The organism is Acinetobacter sp. yr461 (assembly GCF_900110445.1).
GTDB lineage: Bacteria > Pseudomonadota > Gammaproteobacteria > Pseudomonadales > Moraxellaceae > Acinetobacter > Acinetobacter calcoaceticus.
Map to the genome: position 1 here is coordinate 1 of NZ_FODU01000026.1, position 21509 is coordinate 21509.

Consider the following 21509-nt stretch of genomic DNA (forward strand, 5'->3'; position numbering starts at 1 on the left):
CGGTATTAGCATTCCTTTCGAAATGTTGTCCCCCACTAATAGGCAGATTCCTAAGCATTACTCACCCGTCCGCCGCTAAGTGATAGTGCAAGCACCATCACTCCGCTCGACTTGCATGTGTTAAGCCTGCCGCCAGCGTTCAATCTGAGCCATGATCAAACTCTTCAGTTAAAAATCATTTTGCACCTTATTAAAGACAAGGTGCCAATTCTGGCTCATCAATTTTCTGACTTAAATTTCGCTCAAATAAACTTCGAGTAATTTAAACCAATCAATCAATGATAATATTTCGATTAATCAATCAGTAAAAATCCACACAAGTTGTTCTTCATAATCTCTTAATGATCTTTCTGCTCTTCGTCAGAGACAGAATTCAACGCAATACTAAGCTTTTCATCTTAACCCTGTAAGCTAAGATATTCTCATGTATCGCGTCGGGATGAGTGCATTATAGGGGAAAAAAAATGGTACGCAAGCACTTTTCCAAATATATGTGTTTGATCGATTCTTTTTCACCCAATCGAAATCAAAAAAAGTAAAAACAACGGTTTAAATTATTGATAATAAACAATAAATATTAAAATCTTTTATTTTTATTCTTTTTTGATTTTCACTTCTATTATCTTAATAGGTTGTTTAGGGACGTTCTGATGCATTCCATCAGTGATTGTCGGTACTTTTACAATACGGTCAACCACATCCATTCCTTTAATCACTTTTCCGAAAACTGCATAACCAGCATTACTAGCAGAGCGATTTAGAAAACTATTATCTGCGACATTAATAAAGAACTGACTAGTAGCAGAGTCAGGATTTGCGGTACGAGCCATTGCTAAGGTTCCGCGTGTGTTAGCAATCCCATTTCCAGCTTCGTTTTTGATTGGTGCTCGAGTGGTCTTTTCCTGCATATTTGCAGTAAGCCCACCACCCTGTACCATAAAACCAGGAATGACGCGGTGGAATATCGTATCTTTATAAAAGTTCGACTTTATATAGCTTTTAAAATTCTTCACACTGATTGGGGCTTTCTCATCATAAAGTTGTATTTCTATGTTGCCTAAATTTGTTTGCATTTCAACTAAAGTGTCAGCCCAGACTGAATGACTGCTTAAACCCAAGCAACATAGCATTAATAATTTTTTCATATCTTCCTACAGTAAAATGCAAAACTTAATAAAGGTTAAATTTAATCGTCTATATAAAAGAATTCTAGTGAGTATTTATTATCTTTTATTTAAAGCCTTATATTTTAGATTTGAGTATGAGTCCACGTTCCACGTGAAACATGGACCAAACTTTTATTTAGCTATTTTTATCCCAAAATTTTCTAAAGTTTTTACTGAACTCAATGGTGTTACGTTTGGCCTTTTTAGAAATAGGCGTCAGATTTATAAATCCATGCGTTTGATCTGAGTATTCTTCATAATGCATTTTGACGCCATTTTGGCGTAGCTTATAGCTATAGATTTTCCCTTCATCATGTAATACGTCATGCCCAGCAGTAATCACAAAAGCCGGTGGATTCTTCTTCAAGTTTCCATAGGTTGGAGAAATAATAGGATCGTCTAATTCTACGTTATGCTGGGTTGCATAATATTGAGTGACATTATCGATATCTTTATCTGTCAAAACCAATCCTTCGTTATAGGCATAGAAGGATGGATGTCGGCTCTTGAAATCGACTGTAGGGTAAATAAGAAGTTGTGCCTGTGGAGCATAAGGTTTATTTACGGATCTTTGAGCGACAACCGTACTGATGTTTCCACCTGCACTATCACCAGCTACCGCAATTCGACCTTTTAATATTTTTAATTGTCTACGATTTTGATATACCCAAGCCAAAGCATCTTCACAAGACTGGATTAAATGTTGAGGAGAAACCTCAGGTGCAAGAGGATAATCGATACTGAGTACTTGTACTTTTGCATATTTTGCCAATATACGACACGCCTCATCATGAGTATCTAATCCACCCACAACAAATCCCCCTCCGTGATAGAAAACAAGAAGAGGCAATTTTTTATTAGAAGCCGGGTGGTAGTGTCTCGCGAAAACGGTTCCACTTTGAAGAGGTAAACGAATATCTTCTACTGAATCAATCTCTGTTGATTTCTGGCGTATGGCTAACATTTGCGTATCAAACTGCCTTCTGGATTCAATTGGATCTGGACCAATAAAACCGATACGCCCCTGCTTAATTTGTACAGCCATCAGGCATTTAGTAAATGAGTCCAGATCTGGATATTGGTAAGAATACCCAAGAATTTTGGCAAGTGATTCTTGAGCTAATCGAGGTAACTTATCAAGAGCTCGAGCAGCGGGCCCTTGGCCCTTATCTAGCAATGTTTGAATTTTTTGATTAAATGCTGTCATGCCTATCTCCATGAATTCCTCTTATCCTTCATATTTTCTACAGAATTCTGTTGCTGTTTGACTATATTCGCATACAACTCATGTAATCAAGATACAAAGGTAAAAACTAAATTACGCTAATCTGATTTAAAGCAAATGTCATTAACAAATCTGTCGTTTCAAGCAGGAGTTTTTTGCCAATTATTGTTAACAGACAAAAAGAGGTAAGATTATGTCAACAAAACTAGTTGTTACTTTATTAGCAACCAGTCTCTTAACTGTAGGCTGTGTTGCTTATACGGATGACCCTTCTTATCGTGGTGGCTATGGTTACCATGATACTAATCGCTATGATCGCAATGATGGACGTCGATATAATGATTGGGAGCGGAAACGCTGGGAAGAACGTCAAAGAATATATGAACAACAACGAAGAGTTGCTCGCGAACAGGATCGAAATCGTCAAGAATGGGATAAAAGACGCCATGACGAGGATAAAAAACACCGTGATGACGATAAAAGACGCCACGAATGGGATAAAAAACGAGTAGAAGATCGGGATCATAATCGCCGAGATTCTCGTCATGATGACTAAATTCATTACTATATAAAAAGCCCCAATGAAGTTAAGTCTTTTGGGGCTTTTTTGAGACATCTAAATTCTCTTAATTATAGAATGATGAGTAGCAGCTCATTTCATATATAAATCGGCATCTTGAATATATGTATTCCATAATCTTTTAAATGTTCTTATCGCTAAGAATTACTGAGCAGTTGCAGAGCCTGAAACTGAACCTGAAGCGCCAGCATCAACTTGACCTGGTTGCGCTTGGCCAGAAACGCCAGCATCAACACCTACACCAGCTTGTACGCCAGATGGGCTAGCACTTGTTTGAGCAGAACCTGATGCATTTAAACCAGCTTCAGATGCACAACCAACAGCTGTAAAAGCAACACCAGCAAGTACTACAGAGATAAGACCTAATTTTTTCATAATCGCTTTCCTTTCATTACGACAAACACTTAAATGCAAAGATCATCTTCGCGCTGCCTATAATTCACAATTTTTTTTTCTGGCGTGCGTATCATTGGTTGTCTTTTGTAGTAATAGAAGTACAAATTGTGCAATTTTTTATTAAATTCACTTCCCTACTCTTAGCTCTATCTTTTATATAAAGGTAGCAACTTAAGCTTTTGTTTAATTTTATCAATTTTCAATTTTTATCTGAGCCTTTTACTCTACTCAAAAAAATTCTATTTATAGAAACACTATATAAGGTGCGTAGAATGTTACAGAGGTTTTTTGCCTAAAAATTCCTTTTCCCATTAAAAAAAGCCGGGTATACACCACGGCTTCTCTACAAATTTGCGATATTTCGATTTAAATTACGGCCACTGCATCTCGCCTTTTACAACTTTTGCACCTAGCTCTAGGCTATCCACACTTTTTAATGTTGGATATTGTTTTTGCATGAGTTGACTCAGCTCACTCGCATTTTTACTTACTTTAACGGCTTTCTCATAGCTCTTAAGATAGTCGATCGAAAAGTTAACCGCATCTAAACCTTGTGGAGCTCCCTCAACCATATGAGCAGGAACAACTGTTTGAGGTTGAAGTGCTTTAATGCTTTCTAGAGTTTGAATCACCTCATTACGATCTTTAACTTTTGGTGTATCTGCCATCCATAAATGAATGCCTGAAGAGACAGGAATACCACCTACTACTGCTTTTGAAGAAGGAATCCATAAATAAGTAAGTTCTTTCTTACCTTTAATCTCGATGGACTCATTCTCTAGCTTTAAAGTTTTAGCAGTGTAAGCTTGCGGCACAACAATTTGGCTAGGTGCATTTGCACCCATTTGTGGACCCCAATATTTCACTTTCAGCGCTTGAGTATCTTGAATATGTTTAACAGTTTCTGGCGTTGCAATGATTTGTACATTTGGGAAATACTGTTTAAATACATCTAAGCCAAAGTAATAGTCAGGATCACCATAACTTACGAAAATTGTCTTTAGCGTTTTACCGCTATCGATAATGTCGGCAGCAATACGTAATGCTTCAGATTTTGAAAATTGCGCATTAACCAATAAAACTTCTTTATCGCCTTCAATTAAAGTAGAAGTCACGCCAAAATGTTCGGGTTTAGCCAGAAAACTTTGGATTTTTAGATCTTGCGCAAAAGCTGAGGAAGCCATTGTCAAAGCTGTGGCAGTTGCTAGGGCTGAAGCAGTTAATTTAAAAAATTTCATTATGTATTCTCCAATTTCATGAGGAATACTTTAAATTGCAATCTCTGTAAGATAAATGCACTAAATTAAGATAAACTGTTGCATATATTGTAATAATGATAAAGCATATGGATACATTAAAAGCCATACACGTCTTTGTTTCTATTGCTCAACATGGCAATTTAACTAAAGCCGCCGAACATCTTAATTATTCCCGCGCCATGGTTTCTCGCTATCTTGAGCACCTAGAGCACACATTCTCAACTCGACTATTTCAAAGAAATACACGAAAAATATCTCTCACTCCAGCCGGTGAAAAAGCCCTACTCTACTGCGAAAATATTTTACAACAACAACAACTTCTACAAGAGCTGGCAGCACCCGAACAACATAACGGTACGATTCGCTTTACCTGTGGTTTATTTTTATTTCAATTAGGTGTTGGGGAATGTATTCGTCAATTTAAAAAGCAGCATCCACATATTCAATTTGACGTATATCTTACTGAAAATACAATTGACTTGATTGATGCACAGGTCGATTTAGCTTTGCGTATAACGCAAAAAGTTGCAGATGGATTAATTGCGAGACCAGTCTGCCAGATCGAATCGGTATTTTGTGCTCATCCAGACTATTTAAAACAGCACAGCCCCCTCTCCCACCCAAGACAACTTATTCAATATGAATGTTTAGCTCACCATAGCCAGCATCAATACTGGACTCTTTTTGATGAAGAGCAACAACCACAGAATTATCCTTTAAACGTTACCTTTAAAAGTAATGATGTAAATGCTGTTTATGATATGTGTCTACATGCTCAGGGTGTAGCTATGTTGCCTTCACTATTAGTTAAAAAAGATTTAAAAGAAAAACGACTAGTTCCTTTATTTAAAAACTTTTCAGCGCCGGAATTAAGTCTGTCAGTGGTATATGCATCTAGGCAGCATTTACCCAAAATAACGCAGGAATTTATTGCTTTTATGATCGAAAATTTAGATTTTTACTTAAAACCGCAAAATTAAAAGCTTTAAATTGTCGTGTACGCTTGAATTTTTAGGCAGTGCCCATACTTCATACCTATTAATGAATTACAGCATATGCATGGCAGTTCAGGTTTTACACAGTAAATACTGATGCCAAAAAGGACTGTACATGTTTAAAAACCCATTTAAACGGAGATCATCAATGGCTAATGAGCAAAATGAGCAAGCTCAAGACATTCAACACGAGCAAGCAGAGCAATCTAATGAGCAAACTCAGGCTGAAGGTGGAGAGCAAGCAAACGACGTTACCGTTGAATCTTTACAAGCGCAAATCACTAAATTAGAAGAAAGCCTTAAACTTGAAAAAGCACGTACAGCGAATGCTGTTTACGAAGCACAAAAAAGTGTAGAGCGTATTCAACGTGAGTCTGAGAAGCATAAGGAAACTGTGCTTGAAAAATTTGCAAAAGAATTGCTGGATTCTGTAGACAATCTAGAGCGTGCGATTCAAGCAGCGGGTGATGAAGAAACTCCTGTACTTGAGGGCATTAAGTTAACCTTGAAGTCACTATTAACCACGCTGGAAAAATTTGGTGTTGTAGAAGCTGACACTCAAAATGGTTTCAACGCAGAGTTACATCAAGCAGTGGGCATTGCCCCAGACGCTAAAGCGAATGAAATCGGTACCGTTTTACAAAAAGGCTATACCTTAAATGGTCGCTTATTGCGCCCTGCTATGGTTATGGTTGGTCAATAAATAAAAAATTGAGAGTTTTTAGATTTTTTTTCGCTAAAACGCTTGAAAAAAATAGATTCACTCTCATATCGGATAACAAGCAAAAACATTGCAAAAGAATTTTTGAGGAAAACGTCACATGGCAAAAATTATTGGTATTGACTTAGGTACTACCAACTCATGCGTTGCTGTACTTGAAGGCGATAAAGTAAAAGTAATCGAAAACGCTGAAGGCACACGTACAACTCCATCGATCATTGCTTATAAAGATGGCGAGATCTTAGTGGGTCAAAGTGCTAAGCGTCAGGCAGTAACTAACCCGAAAAATACATTATTCGCTATTAAGCGTTTAATTGGTCGTCGTTATGAAGATCAAGCGGTACAAAAAGACATCGGCCTTGTACCTTATAAAATCATCAAAGCTGACAATGGTGATGCTTGGGTAGAAGTAAACGATAAAAAATTAGCGCCTCAACAGATCTCTGCTGAAATCTTGAAAAAGATGAAGAAAACTGCAGAAGACTATTTAGGTGAAACAGTTACAGAAGCAGTTATTACTGTTCCTGCTTACTTTAATGATGCTCAACGTCAAGCAACTAAAGATGCGGGTAAAATCGCTGGTTTAGACGTTAAACGTATCATTAACGAACCAACTGCTGCTGCACTTGCGTTCGGTATGGACAAAAAAGAAGGCGATCGTAAAATTGCTGTTTACGACTTAGGTGGTGGTACTTTTGACGTATCAATCATTGAAATCGCAGACCTTGATGGCGACCAACAAATCGAAGTGTTATCAACAAATGGTGATACTTTCCTTGGTGGTGAAGACTTTGATAACGCGTTAATTGAATTCTTGGTTGAAGAATTTAAGAAAGAACAAAGTGTGAACTTGAAAAATGACCCACTTGCGTTACAACGTTTGAAAGAAGCTGCTGAAAAAGCAAAAATCGAGCTTTCTTCATCAAATGCAACTGAAATCAACCTTCCATACATCACTGCTGATGCAACTGGTCCTAAACACTTAGTGATCAATGTAACACGTGCAAAACTTGAAGGTTTAGTTGCTGATTTAGTTGCTCGTACCATTGAGCCTTGCCGTATCGCGCTTAAAGATGCTGGTCTTTCGACTTCTGACATCTCTGACGTAATTTTGGTTGGTGGTCAGTCTCGTATGCCACTTGTACAACAAAAAGTACAAGAATTCTTTGGTAAAGAGCCACGTAAAGACGTGAACCCTGACGAAGCAGTTGCAATCGGTGCTGCGATTCAAGGTGCAGTATTGTCTGGTGACAAAACTGACGTTCTTTTATTAGACGTAACACCATTAACTTTAGGTATTGAAACAATGGGTGGTGTATTAACACCAATCATTGAGAAAAACACGACGATTCCTGCGAAGAAATCACAAGTGTTCTCTACTGCTGCTGACAACCAGCCTGCTGTAGACATTTCTGTTTACCAAGGTGAACGTAAGATGGCTCAACAAAACAAATTGTTGGGTAACTTCCAATTAGGCGACATTCCACCTGCTCCACGTGGTGTGCCACAAATTGAAGTATCTTTCGACATCAATGCTGATGGTATCTTGAAAGTATCTGCTAAAGATAAGAGCACTGGTAAAGAGCAATCAATCCAGATTAAAGCAAACTCAGGTTTGTCTGATGCTGAAATCGAAGCAATGATTAAAGATGCTGAAGCGAATGCTGAAGAAGATCGTAAGTTTGAAGAACTTGCAAAAGCTCGTAACGAAGCTGATGCATTAATTTCAAGCTCAAACAAAGCTGTAAAAGATCTTGGTGATAAAGTTACTGAAGATGAAAAAACAGCTGTAAGTACTGCGGTTTCTGAACTTGAATTAGCAACAAAAGAAAATGATGTTGAAGATATCAAAGCTAAAACTGAAGCTTTACAAAATATCTTAATGCCTATCACTCAACGTGCTTATGAACAAGCACAGCAAGCTGGTGGTGCAGAAGGCTTTGATCCAAATGCATTCCAAGGTGGCGATGCAGGTCAACAAAAAGCTGACGATGGCGTTGTAGATGCAGAGTTTACTGAAGTTAAAGATGACAAAAAATAATTTGTTTCTTTAATAAAAAACCGCGCTTAGGCGCGGTTTTTTATGGGTTACAAAAAATAACAATAGCTTTTTAAAGGAGATTTTTAATTATCTTAATGTCAAAAAGATCAATGATAAAAACTAATCTATTAATTATAAAAAAGATTTTATAAACTAAAAGACATTGTTACTTATTACATTAATTATTCCATTATTGCCAAGTCTAAAAACATCTTTTTAAATTTTTATAGCCAGATCACAAATTCTCCCACTCTCCTGCATTTTTTATCATTTTGACGAAATTAATTAAGTAGCTAACAATAAGATTTATTTATATTTTTTATTTTGCCATGAAAAAATTTCTATGGTGGGGACTTAGCTTGTGTTTATGCATAGGCTTACAAACGACGATCTTTGCTCAAAGTAATCTACCAATTGCTTCATCTAATCAGCCTTTAAAGTATCGAATTGCTTTTATTGACCCACGGTTTCAACTCACTAAAGAACAACTTATTGAAGTAAGCCAACAAGCTGCTGAAATCTGGCACAAAGAGACGGGAAAAACCTATTTTTCTTATGATTCAGAAGCACAGTTATCAATTAACTTAATTTATGATGATCATCAAATTATTAAAAGTGAACAACAAGAAAATTTAAATGCTCTTTTACAAAAGCAGGAACAATGGCGCATTAAAAATGAAGAGATTATTTTAAACAAACAGGAAATTGATCAGCTATCATCTGATTTGAACAAAAAAAAGATCAGTCTAAAAGCTGAATTTGAACACTATCAACGAGACGTAACCCGCTTTAACCAAGGGGAACATCAATACTATCGTGCCGATGAATTAAAAGAGCGGCAGAATCAACTACAGCAAATATCTGGAAATTTGCAAAATGAATCAAATAATTTAAATTATAGAATTCAAATGCTTAACAAAAAAATTAAAGACATAAATCAAGAGCAAAGCGATTTAACAACGTTAATGACACAATTTAAGCTAGAACAAAAAACCAGTATTCAGACCTTTCATAAAGGCTTATTCAGTCAAAACCAAATTCAAATTTACGGTTATGCTTCTTTAAATGATTTACGTTTGACCCTTGCTCATGAGTTTGGCCATGCTTTAGGACTAAAACATACCACTGATCCCAAATCTTTAATGTACCCCCGTTTAAAAGAGCAAGATATTCATAATTTCAAATTAACAGATTCAGATTTAGAGTTATTAGGCTCAATATATAGTTCAATTAAGGAAAATAATTAAAGTTAAATAATTAAAAAAACTAAATAAAACTAAACATATTGAATTTTATCTAAAAAATAATTTTGCACTTGGTAAAAACTAATGAGACTAAAGTCTCATTTATTTATCTGAATTGTATGTTTTTTGATTGATTTTTCACTTTATATTCTTATAATACGTTTTTTTTAAATCTCCCCCTCTTTTATTATGCGTTTAACATCTTTGTTACTAGGCGTAGCCTTTGCTTTTTCTAATTTTCAGGCTAATGCTAATCTTGCCACTCCAGCTCATACTCAAATTCAGCAAAAAGCGGGTCAGCACCTGACTTATAAAATTGCTGAAATTGATCCACGTTTTGGTTTGAGCCAAGATCAATTGATTCAGATTAGCCAACAAGCTGCAGATATTTGGAAACAAGGCACTGGGCAGGATTATTTTACTTATGATCCAAATGCAAAGTTAGAAATTCGTCTAGTTTACGATAATGGTCAAAGTCGTTCTGAACAGCGTCAAAAAATTGCAGCTCAGTTCCAGCAAGAACAGCAACGTGTAATTGATGAACAGCAACAAATTAAGCAATTGAAGCAAACCCTTGGTCAAACTCAGTCTGACCTTGAAAATAAAAAACAGATTTTGAATGGCAAATTGAAAAATCTTGACCAGCAAATTATGCAACTTAACCAAGGCAAATTAGCACCTGAATATAGTGCTAAATCTTTGGCTAAAACCCAGAAAGATTTGCAAAAGCAAACTGTTGCTTTAAAGAAAGAAATTGCTGCATATAATGAGCAAGCTAAAGATTTAAATGTCAAAGTTACTCATTTTAATCAGATTAATAATGAGTTTAATAATTCATTAAATGAATTTAAGCAAAATGCTCAAGCTGATGTCTTTAAAAAAGGTATCTACAACGGCAAACAAATTGTGATTTATGAGTTCAAGTCTATTGATGATTTACGTTTAACGATTGCTCACGAGCTAGGACATGCGCTTGGCTTAAAACACAGTGATCAGCCAAATGCATTGATGTACTCAGTTCGTAAAGATGGTGACAGAAAAATCACTGGCCTTACCGATGCTGATCGTGATCTATTGAGCGCTTTACCTCAATAATTAAGAACTTGATATAAAATGATGTATCTATTTCTAGATAGATACATCGAAATTCATATCAAAGTCATGTTATTGTGGTCATAAGAGCTAACGAAAATAGAATGGAGATCAAGATGAGTTACTATCATATCCTGATTGAAGTAAATGATCATATCAGCACAATTGAACAAACACGCGATATTGAACTGTTTGATATTATTGAAATCAAACCGTATCTTCATTCTATTCTAATCCCCTTTTTCAATGAGCATGAAATCGAGCTTGAAGATGAAAATATTGAATATAAAGATATTTTGCATCTTGAAGTGAAACAGACTCTGCTACCGATTGAACATTTAATTGAAGAAGAACAAAAGCAATTACCCAGTGATACAGATGTTACGATCACTGCGTATGAAATCTTTAATGATCGAGATTTAAGCCAAGATGTCACTTCAGTTATTTTTGATATATTAGAAGCGGTTAAATTAGATTAGCAATCTTATACAAATACTTATAAAAAAGGTCTGCACGTGCAGACCTTTTTATTATTTTCAGTTTATTGCATCATTTTTTGGGCTTGTTCTTGACGGAATGCGCGTAAGATTTGTTGCCCTGCTCGTCCGGTTGGATTTAAACCTAAACGAGTTTGCTCTTGACGAATAGCTACACGGGTTTTATCCCCAATAAGACCATCAACCGCGCCAATATCGTAGCCACGATTAATCAAAAACTGTTGGATTTCACGACGTTCTGCACGTGAAGTTCCTGGATCATCAGTTGGCCAAGATGTCGCAAAAGGACGAGCGCCTTTTAAACGATCAGATAGATGAGCAATTGCAAGACCATAACTTTCCGCAGCGTTATAACTATAGATAGCATCAAAATTCTTAAATACTAAGAATACTGGACCATTTACGCCTGCTGGTGCCATTAAACCTGCCGAAGTACTGCTAGATAAAGCTCCTTGGACAAGTGGAGAGCCGTCAATCCGAGTAACACCTCGTGTACTCCAGCTACTTAAAGCTTTCTTTGAGCGTCGCCCTTCTCCATCAATTGACATACCTTGGGGAACTTTTACTTCAAAACCCCATGGCATTCCTGCTTGCCAACCTGCTTTATTTAAGAAATTAGCCGTTGAAGCCAATGCATCAACTGTACTAGACACCAAATCGCGACGACCATCTCCATCAAAATCAACAGCTAAACGTTCATAGGTCGATGGCATAAATTGCGTATGTCCAAATGCCCCAGCCCATGAACCTTTCAGCTGATCTTCAGTTAAGTCACCACGCTGTAAAATACGCATGGTGGCAAAAAATTCAGTACGGAAATAACTTTGTCGGCGACCTTCACAACTTAAAGTTCCGAGTGCTTGTAATAAAGGATATTTTCCAGAAATATCACCAAAATTACTTTCAACACCCCACACTGCCACAATTGTTTCTGGTGGCACGCCGTAAGTTTGAGAAGCACGATTTAAAACATCGCGATATTGCGCCAACTTTTGTTTTCCAAGCTCAACACGCTCTTCATCTACCAAGCCAGAAAGATAATCCCAAATTGGTGTCGAAAATTCTGGTTGATAATTTAACTTATCAATAACCGAATAATCTGAAGTTAAGTTTTGAGTGTAACGATCATAGGTTGTACCAGAGACTCCGGCAGCAATCGCTTGAGAGCGTAAATTTGCCAAACAACTTTGGAAATTATTATTAGGCGTATAATTTTCGTTAGTCACTGCCGGAACAGTGGCACTGCTAGATATTGCAGAACCATTAATTACGAGCTCTGCTTGAGCCTGAGTCATTGCTAAAAATACAGAGCCAACAATACAAGAAAAACGTCGCATATTATCCCAGTTTCAATTTTTGAATTTAAATTTTTAAGTACCATACCATTATGAGTCTAAAATTTCAGAGAGAAAACGTAAATTTGAATTCATAATCTCTTCTTTAAATTCATTTCCAGTGTTTTAAATTCAAATTTTTCACTTTATTTTGAATTTAAAACTTCAACCAGTGTACATCTCCAGTTTTGAATTCAAAATAATAGCGCATAGTTTAAATTCAAAAACCTTATTTTAAATTTAAACTATAAAACATGTGTTTCTGTGGATAAACTTATCCACAGTCGAGAAAAACAGTACTATTTATTGATTCCATTCTATATTTCATCATTCTTTATGACACGGCAAATCCAATCAACCGAACAATCTGTATTTTTAAATTCAAAAACCACCCCATGTTTTAAATTCAAACTTGCCACGTTATTTTGAATTTAAAAATGCTTCAACAAACATCATTAGTTTTGAATTCAAAAGATATAGCCTCCACCATCTGTTATAAATTAAACTCTCTTGTGGATAACTAACTTTAAATTCAAAACAATGTAAAACCTGTTTTCACTTTTTTAAATTTAAAAACACCACCAATATTTAAATTCAAAAATTCACATAAAAAGTTATCCACAAACCCCAAATAATTATGATTTAAATTTAAAAGATAAAAAAAGCGATCCGAAGATCGCTTTTTTGCAAAATTAAAACTATTTAGAGGGTCATATCTGCTGTTAGAGCGAGTGGTTCTGGCAAAATTTTCGCCAATTGACGGCATAAGGCCGTCAATTCATTACTATCTACAGGCATTAAAGTGATATGGCCTAATTTACGGCCAGCACGTTCAGACTTGTTATAAAGATGTAGATGAGCACCATTTAAGGCAAGTACATCTTCAGTTTTAGGATGCTGACCAATAATATTGATCATGACCGTTGGACGAACAACGTCTGTTGAACCTAATGGAAGACCTGCAACAGCTCGAATATGGTTTTCAAACTGAGAACAGACAGCGCCTTCAATTGACCAGTGACCTGAGTTATGCACACGTGGTGCCATCTCATTTGCACACAAACCTTGTTCTGTCACAAACAGCTCTAGAGTCAACACACCAACATAGTTGAGGTGATTCAACAACCGTGTAATGTAGTCTTGAGCAACAGGCTGTAAAGCTTCACTATTCGGTGCTGGAACAATTGAATGCGATAAAATGCCATTATGGTGGTGATTTTCAGCCAATGGCCAAGTTTTTACTTCACCATTTTGTCCACGGACCGCAATAATTGAAACTTCGCGAGAGAATTTAACAAAGCTTTCGGCAACTAGACTTTTTGCAGGACCAAGTTCAGCCCAAGCGGTGTCAATCTGGTCTTCTGAACGAAGTACAAACTGACCTTTACCATCATATCCACCAGTTGCTGTCTTAAGCACAATCGGTAAACCAAGCTCAGCAACAGCCTTTTTCAAACTTTCTAAGCTATCTACAGCACGATACGGCGCTACAGGAATAGTAAGTTCATCAAACAATGCTTTTTCTGACAAGCGATTTTGCGCAGTTGCTAAAGCAACACGGGGAGGGTGCAATGCTTTGGTTTGTGTTAAAACATCAACATCTTCAACTGGCGTATTTTCAAACTCAAGACTGAAAACATCAGCACTTTCAATAAACTGCTTTAAACCTTGCTCATCTTGACTAGAAAAGACTTGGCCTAAAACACCTGCTGGACAATCTGTATTTGCTTCAAAAAAAGTACACTGAATATTTAATGGTAACGCCGCTTGAGCCATCATTCGACCCAGTTGCCCACCACCAAAAATACCGATAGTTTTATCCATCTCAGCCTCTTACACCTGACCCGGAATATTTTTGCTTGCAACTTTATCAGTTTGCGCAGCGCGGAAATCAGCAACATTTTTTGCGATTTCAGGACGAGTTAAACCTAAGATTTGTGCCGCCATAATTGCAGCATTCGTCGCACCTGCTGGACCAATCGCTAAAGTACCTACTGCGATACCAGCTGGCATTTGTACGATTGAAAGCAAAGAATCTACGCCATTTAAAATTGATGATTTCACTGGCACACCCAAAACTGGTAAATCAGTTTTTGCGGCACACATTCCAGGTAAATGCGCTGCACCACCGGCACCAGCAATAATCACTTGAATACCACGATCACGCGCAGTTTCTGCATATTCAAATAAACGATCTGGAGTACGATGAGCAGATACCACTTCCGCTTCAAATGGGACACCAAGCTGTTTAAGCATATTGGCTGTGTTTTCGAGAGTTGCCCAATCAGATTGAGAACCCATAATAATTCCAACGAGAGGTTGAGCGTCTTGTGCTGCGGCCGCATTCATTGCTAATGTTCCAGAGACAAAAGTAAAAGAAGATAAATCTCGACGAGAGCCAAGTTTTAAATGGTTCGGAAGCCCATTATTATAGACTGATTTTTCATCTCACGAAAATTTAACTGACCAGCTCTGCGAATATTTTTAATCTCATAAAAAAATGTCATGGTTTAACAGTGACACATTCTCAAATTTTATTAATATAGCGCGCTTAATGAAATCAATAAGAGCTTAATAATGAAAAAATTTCTTGGATTCTTAACACTCACACTTTGCACAACAATGAGTTATGCGGCCTTAGTAAATTTAAACATCGGTGAATTTCAAAAAACCATTAAAACTTTAAATAAAGAAAAAGGTTATAACGGAGAAATCAAAAGTGGAGCATTAACTGGCAAAGTCCAAGAGAAATTTATTGTCACGGGAACATCTGCTACTGATGAGAGAGAACCCGTTCTTATGACTGGTTATTATCTTGGTGCAACTGAGGCAGGAAATGTATATTCAATTACTGAATATCGAATTTACTGTGACGATCAGACCTATGGTTATGCCATGTCTAATTTTGAGCCGGACGGCGCTTTGAGTACAACCACAACAGACAGTAATTATGCTTTTGACTATGAAGATCCAACGCCAAGAGATCAACAATTTTCTAAAATTCTAAAAAAAGCGTGTAAACACCCAGCAAGATAATTAGGTATTTAGAAAATAATAGCTTGTATAGAATCAATTATTCAATACAAGCTATTGCAAATTATTGGCTTCTAAATACGAAATAAACACAACCAAATAGACATAACATCGCCCACAAGTAATCTAGTTTAAATGGCTGTTTAAACAAGAAAATCATAAACGGTACAAACACAATCAGCGTAACTACTTCCTGCGTGATTTTCATTTCACCGAGTAACCAACCTTGTGCACTTAGCATACGAGTAGCAGGAATCATAAAACTATATTCAAGCAGGGCAATAATCCAACCGAATAAAATCGCTTGCCAGAGTGGAGCATGGTGCAAAAATTTGAGGTGCCCATACCATGCAAGCGTCATAAAGCAGTTAGAAATAATTAATAGCGTAAAAGCTAAAACCGTTGGGCTCAAAGGCACATCCTTCATCTTTACGATGATTTAAGTATTATTAAAGATAGAAAACATTATAAAAGATAAAACTGTAATTCAGCTTAAATACAAAAAATAAAGCTGTACTTTTATAAGGGCCTCAAACACATAGAACAACAACGATTTTTGACTATCTTTTCCCGTTTAGCCTTGCTATCGTTGCTGCCAAATTTATCAATAATGAACGCGCAGACACTTGACGTGCTGTGTATAGAAGCAGTGGAGAAGGCGAGCAATGCATCTGCATATCTTGGGTATTTGTGGCACTTTTATGGGCTCTTTAGCACTTTTAGCTCGTGATTTAGGGCATAAGGTAACCGGTTCCGATTTAAACGTTTACCCGCCAATGTCTACCCAGTTAGAAAACGCAGGTATTACCCTCATGCAAGGCTATGATCGTAGTCATTTGCAGCCTCATCCAGATTTAGTCATTGTCGGAAATGCCATGAAACGTGGTATTGATGCTGTGGAATATATGCTTAACGAAGGTCTGCCATATATTTCTGGTCCACAGTTCCTTGCTGACCACGTTTTACAAGGTAAACATGTACTTGGTGTAGCTGGTACTCATGGTAAAACCACGACTACAACCATGCTGGCTTGGGTACTTGATCAGGCAGGTTTAAATCCAGGCTTTTTAATTGGCGGCGTTCCACTGGGCTTTAGTGAAAGCGCTCGTTTAGGTGGTGGCAAATACTTCTGCGTTGAAGCCGATGAATATGACTCAGCTTTCTTTGATAAGCGTTCTAAGTTTGTTCACTATCACCCGAAAACGGCGATTTTAAACAACCTTGAATTTGACCACGCCGATATTTTTGATGACTTAGCGGCTATTCAAAAGCAGTTCCATCATCTTGTTCGTACCATTCCAAGTGAAGGCCGTATTATTGCGCCAATTACTGAAACTCATATTGATGAAGTACTTGAAATGGGTTGCTGGACGCCAGTCATTCGTACAAGTTTAGAAGCAAATGAAAAAGCTGCTTTGTCTGCCGAACTCATTTCAATTGATGGCAGCCATTTTAAAGTACTTGAAAATGGTAATGTCGTTGGTGAAGTTAAATGGAGCATGACAGGACAACATAGCGTAGCTAATGCTTTGGCAACGATTGCAGCCGCTCAGCATGTGGGTGTGGCGCTTGAGCAAGCTTGTGAAGCTTTGTCTAACTTTGGTGGCGTGAAACGTCGTATGGAGTTACTCGGCACAGTCAATGGCATTGAGGTTTATGATGACTTTGCTCACCATCCAACTGCAATTGACACGACTTTAGATGGCGCACGTAAACGTTTAGGCGAACGCCGTTTATGGGCCATTATCGAACCACGTTCAAACACAATGCGTATGGGAAGCCATAAAGATGGCTTAGCGCATTCAGCACGCTTAGCAGATGATGTGATCTGGTACCAGCCAGAAGGTTTAGATTGGGATTTACAACCCGTGATTGAAGCTGCGTCTAACCATGCTCAAGTCAGTCGTTCACTTGATGAAATTATTGAACGTATTGTCAATGAAGCAGGTGAGGGCGATGCTGTAGTGATTATGTCTAATGGTGGCTTTGGCGGCTTACATCAAAAATTAATGAATGCATTAAAAGCAAAAGCTGCTTAACTTCCGCATTAGATGATTCAATAAAAAAACGGGTTTCAAATTGAAACCCGTTTTTTATATCAGTGACTCTTAAACCTTTTCTGGTTCTATATTATCCAGAAATTTATTAGAAACTATTAAACGTAAACTATAGACAATACCCATCGCAAAAACGCTATATCCCACGTTATTACAAATAAACGGAATACATAAAATAATCAGCGCTGTAATTGGGTAAAACCATTTAGTAATTCCAGATAAGCATTGGAACTCGTAAAGTATCCAAATACAGGTGGTATAGAGCACCACACTCACCGCAACGACTATTCCCATATATAAATCAGAAATATGCGCATGATGGGTTGTGACATCCACAGCCGCTGCAAGCGCAGCACCGACCGCAGCAATACTGACAAAAACAAAATAATGGCCGTATCCCCAAACAAAAGGACGTACACCTTTCAGATGATGGTGTTGTCCACTACGATCAAAATAAGCCCACCACATTGCGAACATAAGCATCAATCCACCGACCATTAAGAAAACGGCAGGAATATTAATAGATTGAGCAGTCAGCGCATCGCGGATCGCATTAAAGCTACCAATAATTGATTCACCCAACACAATAATCGTAAGCAGGGCATAACGCTCTACAATATGATGTGGATGCCACGGCGTAGGTGAATATTTTTCTGCATAGTAGGGAACAAATAGCTCCATCGCAGCTAAAAATAAAAATAAAGGGGCCGAAAGTACATGGGTAAAATTGGCAACTAACCAACCAATCTGTACCAGTACAATCCCTATTGCATAGCGATAAGCCGTAATACGTCGAGCAGGATCATATTTTGCTGCACGCAACCACTGGGTAACTAATGCCATTCGCATGATCACATAACCGATGATCATTACATCAAAATCCTGACTATGAAATATATCAGGAATGCCTGCTGCCATCACCAATGAACCTGCAATTTGCACAAAGGTGAGGCATCGATACAACGCATCATCATTATCGTAAGCCGAAGCAAACCATGAAAAATTCATCCATGCCCACCACAGCGCAAAAAATACCATCAAATAGCTTGGTAACGCATGCCATAGATGATTTTCAATAATGGCGTGGTGTAACTGCTGACCTGCTGTTGCAATCGCGACCACAAAAATTAAATCGAACAATAATTCGAGGGGAGTCGCTGCTCTATGCGGCTGTTCTGGATCTCTTGGAGATAAAGGCCTCAAACTTAATTTTTTCTGTTTTTCTTGAGTAGTCATAAAATAACGTTCTCGAATAAAATGCCAACACGTTAGCACTTTAATATCAACGTCCAGATCGCGCATTAAAAATTATCGTTCTAAGCTGTTTAATCTTTACTCACAAACAAACTATATTTCATTTTTGTGACAATTCTTTATCAAGACATTAAGCTTAATTCTTTATCATAGCTCACGTTTTTGTTCTCGTTTGGAATATGAATGTCTTTAGAAACACTCAACCTTAGCTTATTCCATGTTATTAATGGGGCTCAGGATGCGAGTCAATTTATCATTCGTCTTGCTATCTTTTTTGCTAATGATCTCCTCTATATTCTTTTATTCATCCTTACATTTTTATGGTTCTATGGCGACCAAGATTTAAAAAATAGGGTTGTTAAATCTGTCTTTTTGACCTGCGTGTCGCTTTTAGTAGGTTATGTTATTTCTCTGTTTTACCATCATGCAAGACCGTTTGTCATGGGTGTTGGTACTACTTTTATCGAACATGCACCAACGGCATCTTTTCCAAGTAATCATATGCTGATTTTCAGCACCATCGCTCTGTCTTATTTATTTGCTCAGCGCAAACTGATTGGAATAATTCTTCTATCCTTGTCATTTGTCGTGGCATGGTCGCGTATTTATCTTGGTGTGCATTTCCCTTTAGATATGTTGGGCGCTTTTATTGTAGCGCTATTGGTCAATACAGCCGGATATTACTTCTGGAATGCCTACGGCACGCGCTTAACCGCATTCTTTATTCACCTTTACCAGATCATATGTAAACCGCTTTTAGATCGAGGTTTAATTAAATAACCTCTAGAGCCCTTTTAGTGTTAAAACCACGAAATTAAGTTCAGTTGCGTAATTCTAAAAAATCTGCCATTCTATGCGTAGTTGGATATGTTTTATCCAAAACAGAATTTAGTTTGACAAGGGGAGTAGCCTCCTCCAAACATAGCAGCAATGTTATGTGTCAGATATCGTCAATACACTTTTATTAAAAAGTCGGTATCTGAGCATCATGAAATTCATGATGTAGGCAAGACCTTGATCATGTTGGTACAGATGTTTAATTCATCTGGCAACGGGTCAAGGTTTTTTTATGCCCAATTGCCGGATGTGGAGGTTTTATGGAATCGATCGGCAATTTATGGCTATACATAGCATTCTTTGGCATTGTCATTGTAATGCTCCTGATTGACTTTTTAGGCTTTAAGCAAAAGCAAGGTCAGGATGTTTCAATTAAGCAAGCTGCTTACTGGAGCGTAGCGTGGGTGAGTGTCGCAGCGTTATTTGGTGGTGGTTTATGGCTGTATCTACAGCAAACTGCTGGTGTGACCTTAGCAAATCAAAAAACAATGGAATACTTTGCAGGTTACTTGCTTGAAAAGTCGCTCGCAATTGACAACGTTTTCGTCTGGTTAATGATTTTCGCAGCGTTTGCTATTCCTGCTGCATTACAACGTAAAATCCTTCTCTACGGCGTATTAGGCGCAATCGTACTGCGTACTCTCTTTATCTTTATTGGTGCATGGTTCGTTCAAGAATTCTCTTGGGTGCTTTATATCTTCGGTGCATTCTTGGTATACACAGGCTTTAAGTTCTTAAAGGGCCAAGAAGAAGAAACCAATATTGAAGATATCAAAGTTTTAAAATGGCTACGTAAGCACATGCGTATTACTCCGCAGCTTGAAGGCGACAAATTCTTTGTACGTCAAAACGGTTTATTGTGGGCAACGCCGTTATTTCTAGTGTTAATTTTAGTTGAAGCTTCTGACGTTATTTTTGCAGTAGATTCTATTCCTGCGATTTTCGCGGTAACGAGCGATCCGTTTATTGTTTTAACAGCAAACTTAATGGCAATTTTAGGTTTACGCGCAATGTTCTTCTTACTTGCTGGCGCTGCAACCAAACTGCATTACTTGCCATACGGCTTAGGCATCATTTTATTGTTCATTGGTGCAAAAATGTTGTTGCTTGATGTATTCCACATGCCAATCTGGATCTCGTTAAGCTTTATCGTATTGGTGTTAGCAATTACTGCTTATCTATCCTTACGACACAACAAAAAGCAGTTACAGTCTTAATTCATCAAAACAAGGCATCTACAAGCGAGATGCCTTGTGCTTTAAATTTTAAAAATAAGCTGTACTTTAAAAAAACAGATTAATATTATATGCCAACTTAAAATTTATCTTTCCTAATCAGAAACATAATAGACAATATCTATTCGACATTGTATGTCGAACATACTTATTAAAATGTGTGGGGCTCATGCGTTCTAAAAAAATTAATCTTGTCGTGGTGCCTTTATTGCTCACGGCATGTAGCCATAATGATGGTCCTTTAGTACAAGATGTATATAACAACCAATATAACTGTGCTCGCGACTGGAATACTGAAACTTGTGAAGAAGAAAATAGCTCAAGTGGACATAGTTCTGGTTCAGGCCATTATTTAGGACCTGCGTATTATCGAAATAACCGCGAAGTTTCTTTTCGCGGCAACACCTTACACCCTTATAGCAACTTGAGTGCTGGTCGCCCCATCATTTCAAGCACATCGAAAATTTCGTCTTTTTCATCGCCAATTCGAGGTGGATTTGGTCGTAGCGGTTTTTCTTTCGGCGGCTAAGTCTTCAGGCATTA

Annotated in this window: 20 protein-coding genes, 1 rRNA gene and 1 pseudogene; 12 read left to right on the plus strand and 10 right to left on the minus strand. The window is 37.5% G+C overall.

Annotation, left to right across the window (positions count from 1 at the left end; all coding sequences use genetic code 11):
• The 3 genes from BMW38_RS18590 to BMW38_RS18600 form a co-directional block, all read right to left on the minus strand.
• Positions 1–171, minus strand: a 16S ribosomal RNA gene (locus BMW38_RS18590); the annotation flags it as partial.
• Between the two features lie 422 nt (positions 172–593).
• On the minus strand, positions 594–1145 hold the full coding sequence (locus BMW38_RS18595; protein WP_213031196.1) for a peptidylprolyl isomerase: 552 nt from the start codon (positions 1143–1145) through the stop codon (positions 594–596).
• Between the two features lie 157 nt (positions 1146–1302).
• Entirely contained in the window at positions 1303–2373 is a 1071-nt protein-coding gene (locus BMW38_RS18600; protein ID WP_213031197.1) for an alpha/beta hydrolase, read from the minus strand.
• Between the two features lie 211 nt (positions 2374–2584).
• Between BMW38_RS18600 and BMW38_RS18605 the strand changes: the two genes are divergently transcribed.
• Positions 2585–2947: a hypothetical protein gene (locus BMW38_RS18605; RefSeq protein WP_092710912.1), complete on the plus strand. Its 363-nt coding sequence runs from the start codon at positions 2585–2587 to the stop codon at positions 2945–2947.
• A gap of 168 nt (positions 2948–3115) precedes the next feature.
• On the opposite strand, the gene BMW38_RS18610 is transcribed toward BMW38_RS18605, so the two are convergent.
• A complete protein-coding gene (locus BMW38_RS18610) occupies positions 3116–3346 on the minus strand; it encodes a hypothetical protein (RefSeq protein WP_000733015.1) in 231 nt (76 codons plus the stop codon).
• A gap of 392 nt (positions 3347–3738) precedes the next feature.
• Entirely contained in the window at positions 3739–4605 is an 867-nt protein-coding gene (locus BMW38_RS18615) for an MBL fold metallo-hydrolase (protein ID WP_092710915.1), read from the minus strand.
• Between the two features lie 107 nt (positions 4606–4712).
• On the opposite strand from BMW38_RS18615, the gene BMW38_RS18620 reads away from it, so the two are divergent.
• The 6 genes and pseudogenes from BMW38_RS18620 to BMW38_RS18645 all read left to right on the plus strand — a co-directional run bounded on the left by BMW38_RS18620 (position 4713) and on the right by BMW38_RS18645 (position 11198).
• Entirely contained in the window at positions 4713–5606 is an 894-nt protein-coding gene (locus tag BMW38_RS18620; protein WP_244524361.1) for a LysR family transcriptional regulator, read from the plus strand.
• Positions 5607–5769: 163 nt separating this feature from the next.
• Positions 5770–6324: a nucleotide exchange factor GrpE gene (gene grpE / locus BMW38_RS18625; RefSeq protein WP_092710918.1), complete on the plus strand. Its 555-nt coding sequence runs from the start codon at positions 5770–5772 to the stop codon at positions 6322–6324.
• A gap of 118 nt (positions 6325–6442) precedes the next feature.
• Positions 6443–8383: a molecular chaperone DnaK gene (gene dnaK, locus BMW38_RS18630; RefSeq protein WP_003656004.1), complete on the plus strand. Its 1941-nt coding sequence runs from the start codon at positions 6443–6445 to the stop codon at positions 8381–8383.
• A 329-nt stretch (positions 8384–8712) separates the two neighbouring features.
• Positions 8713–9630, plus strand: a complete 918-nt coding sequence (locus tag BMW38_RS18635) for a matrixin family metalloprotease (protein ID WP_092710921.1) — start codon at positions 8713–8715, stop codon at positions 9628–9630.
• A gap of 111 nt (positions 9631–9741) precedes the next feature.
• Positions 9742–10722, plus strand: a pseudogene (locus BMW38_RS18640) (M57 family metalloprotease).
• A 101-nt stretch (positions 10723–10823) separates the two neighbouring features.
• Entirely contained in the window at positions 10824–11198 is a 375-nt protein-coding gene (locus BMW38_RS18645) for a hypothetical protein (protein WP_003656007.1), read from the plus strand.
• Between the two features lie 62 nt (positions 11199–11260).
• Here the strand turns inward: BMW38_RS18645 and BMW38_RS18650 are convergent, their stop codons facing one another.
• The 3 genes from BMW38_RS18650 to purE all read right to left on the minus strand — a co-directional run bounded on the left by BMW38_RS18650 (position 11261) and on the right by purE (position 14899).
• Complete coding sequence (locus tag BMW38_RS18650; protein WP_213031198.1) at positions 11261–12553, minus strand: lytic murein transglycosylase; 1293 nt, start codon at positions 12551–12553, stop codon at positions 11261–11263.
• Between the two features lie 699 nt (positions 12554–13252).
• Positions 13253–14374 carry a 5-(carboxyamino)imidazole ribonucleotide synthase gene (locus tag BMW38_RS18655; RefSeq protein ID WP_092710927.1) on the minus strand — a complete coding sequence of 374 codons (1122 nt, stop codon included), beginning with the start codon at positions 14372–14374 and terminating at the stop codon, positions 13253–13255.
• Positions 14375–14383: 9 nt separating this feature from the next.
• Positions 14384–14899 carry a 5-(carboxyamino)imidazole ribonucleotide mutase gene (gene purE / locus BMW38_RS18660; protein WP_002115451.1) on the minus strand — a complete coding sequence of 172 codons (516 nt, stop codon included), beginning with the start codon at positions 14897–14899 and terminating at the stop codon, positions 14384–14386.
• Positions 14900–15127: 228 nt separating this feature from the next.
• Here purE and BMW38_RS18665 point away from each other — a divergent pair, with 228 nt between their 5' ends.
• Entirely contained in the window at positions 15128–15586 is a 459-nt protein-coding gene (locus BMW38_RS18665; RefSeq protein ID WP_092710930.1) for a hypothetical protein, read from the plus strand.
• 61 nt (positions 15587–15647) lie between these two features.
• Here BMW38_RS18665 and BMW38_RS18670 read toward each other — a convergent pair whose 3' ends face one another.
• The gene (locus BMW38_RS18670) at positions 15648–16010 is read right to left on the minus strand and encodes a DMT family protein (protein ID WP_080028077.1); all 363 of its coding nucleotides are present in this window, start codon (positions 16008–16010) and stop codon (positions 15648–15650) included.
• A 238-nt stretch (positions 16011–16248) separates the two neighbouring features.
• Between BMW38_RS18670 and mpl the strand changes: the two genes are divergently transcribed.
• Positions 16249–17622, plus strand: coding sequence for a UDP-N-acetylmuramate:L-alanyl-gamma-D-glutamyl-meso-diaminopimelate ligase (mpl, locus tag BMW38_RS18675; protein WP_092710933.1), 1374 nt, complete (start codon positions 16249–16251; stop codon positions 17620–17622).
• A gap of 69 nt (positions 17623–17691) precedes the next feature.
• Here mpl and BMW38_RS18680 read toward each other — a convergent pair whose 3' ends face one another.
• Complete coding sequence (locus tag BMW38_RS18680; RefSeq protein ID WP_092710936.1) at positions 17692–18942, minus strand: low temperature requirement protein A; 1251 nt, start codon at positions 18940–18942, stop codon at positions 17692–17694.
• Positions 18943–19077: 135 nt separating this feature from the next.
• Between BMW38_RS18680 and BMW38_RS18685 the strand changes: the two genes are divergently transcribed.
• From BMW38_RS18685 to BMW38_RS18695, 3 genes are all read left to right on the plus strand, one after another.
• Entirely contained in the window at positions 19078–19674 is a 597-nt protein-coding gene (locus tag BMW38_RS18685) for a phosphatase PAP2 family protein (RefSeq protein WP_045437741.1), read from the plus strand.
• 317 nt (positions 19675–19991) lie between these two features.
• On the plus strand, positions 19992–20948 hold the full coding sequence (locus BMW38_RS18690) for a TerC family protein (protein WP_092710939.1): 957 nt from the start codon (positions 19992–19994) through the stop codon (positions 20946–20948).
• Positions 20949–21135: 187 nt separating this feature from the next.
• On the plus strand, positions 21136–21495 hold the full coding sequence (locus tag BMW38_RS18695) for a hypothetical protein (protein WP_092710942.1): 360 nt from the start codon (positions 21136–21138) through the stop codon (positions 21493–21495).
• Positions 21496–21509 lie beyond the last annotated feature (14 nt).

What these genes read in the sequence shown, in the direction of transcription:
- BMW38_RS18595 (WP_213031196.1), bottom strand. Translation starts at nt 1,145, where the DNA reads ATGAAAAAATTATTAATGCTATGTTGCTTGGGTTTAAGCAGTCATTCA.
- BMW38_RS18600 (WP_213031197.1), bottom strand. Translation starts at nt 2,373, where the DNA reads ATGACAGCATTTAATCAAAAAATTCAAACATTGCTAGATAAGGGCCAA.
- BMW38_RS18605 (WP_092710912.1), top strand. Translation starts at nt 2,585, where the DNA reads ATGTCAACAAAACTAGTTGTTACTTTATTAGCAACCAGTCTCTTAACT.
- BMW38_RS18610 (WP_000733015.1), bottom strand. Translation starts at nt 3,346, where the DNA reads ATGAAAAAATTAGGTCTTATCTCTGTAGTACTTGCTGGTGTTGCTTTT.
- BMW38_RS18615 (WP_092710915.1), bottom strand. Translation starts at nt 4,605, where the DNA reads ATGAAATTTTTTAAATTAACTGCTTCAGCCCTAGCAACTGCCACAGCT.
- BMW38_RS18620 (WP_244524361.1), top strand. Translation starts at nt 4,713, where the DNA reads ATGGATACATTAAAAGCCATACACGTCTTTGTTTCTATTGCTCAACAT.
- grpE (WP_092710918.1), top strand. Translation starts at nt 5,770, where the DNA reads ATGGCTAATGAGCAAAATGAGCAAGCTCAAGACATTCAACACGAGCAA.
- dnaK (WP_003656004.1), top strand. Translation starts at nt 6,443, where the DNA reads ATGGCAAAAATTATTGGTATTGACTTAGGTACTACCAACTCATGCGTT.
- BMW38_RS18635 (WP_092710921.1), top strand. Translation starts at nt 8,713, where the DNA reads ATGAAAAAATTTCTATGGTGGGGACTTAGCTTGTGTTTATGCATAGGC.
- BMW38_RS18645 (WP_003656007.1), top strand. Translation starts at nt 10,824, where the DNA reads ATGGAGATCAAGATGAGTTACTATCATATCCTGATTGAAGTAAATGAT.
- BMW38_RS18650 (WP_213031198.1), bottom strand. Translation starts at nt 12,553, where the DNA reads ATGCGACGTTTTTCTTGTATTGTTGGCTCTGTATTTTTAGCAATGACT.
- BMW38_RS18655 (WP_092710927.1), bottom strand. Translation starts at nt 14,374, where the DNA reads ATGGATAAAACTATCGGTATTTTTGGTGGTGGGCAACTGGGTCGAATG.
- purE (WP_002115451.1), bottom strand. Translation starts at nt 14,899, where the DNA reads ATGAATGCGGCCGCAGCACAAGACGCTCAACCTCTCGTTGGAATTATT.
- BMW38_RS18665 (WP_092710930.1), top strand. Translation starts at nt 15,128, where the DNA reads ATGAAAAAATTTCTTGGATTCTTAACACTCACACTTTGCACAACAATG.
- BMW38_RS18670 (WP_080028077.1), bottom strand. Translation starts at nt 16,010, where the DNA reads ATGAAGGATGTGCCTTTGAGCCCAACGGTTTTAGCTTTTACGCTATTA.
- mpl (WP_092710933.1), top strand. Translation starts at nt 16,249, where the DNA reads ATGCATCTGCATATCTTGGGTATTTGTGGCACTTTTATGGGCTCTTTA.
- BMW38_RS18680 (WP_092710936.1), bottom strand. Translation starts at nt 18,942, where the DNA reads ATGCGCGATCTGGACGTTGATATTAAAGTGCTAACGTGTTGGCATTTT.
- BMW38_RS18685 (WP_045437741.1), top strand. Translation starts at nt 19,078, where the DNA reads ATGTCTTTAGAAACACTCAACCTTAGCTTATTCCATGTTATTAATGGG.
- BMW38_RS18690 (WP_092710939.1), top strand. Translation starts at nt 19,992, where the DNA reads ATGGAATCGATCGGCAATTTATGGCTATACATAGCATTCTTTGGCATT.
- BMW38_RS18695 (WP_092710942.1), top strand. Translation starts at nt 21,136, where the DNA reads ATGCGTTCTAAAAAAATTAATCTTGTCGTGGTGCCTTTATTGCTCACG.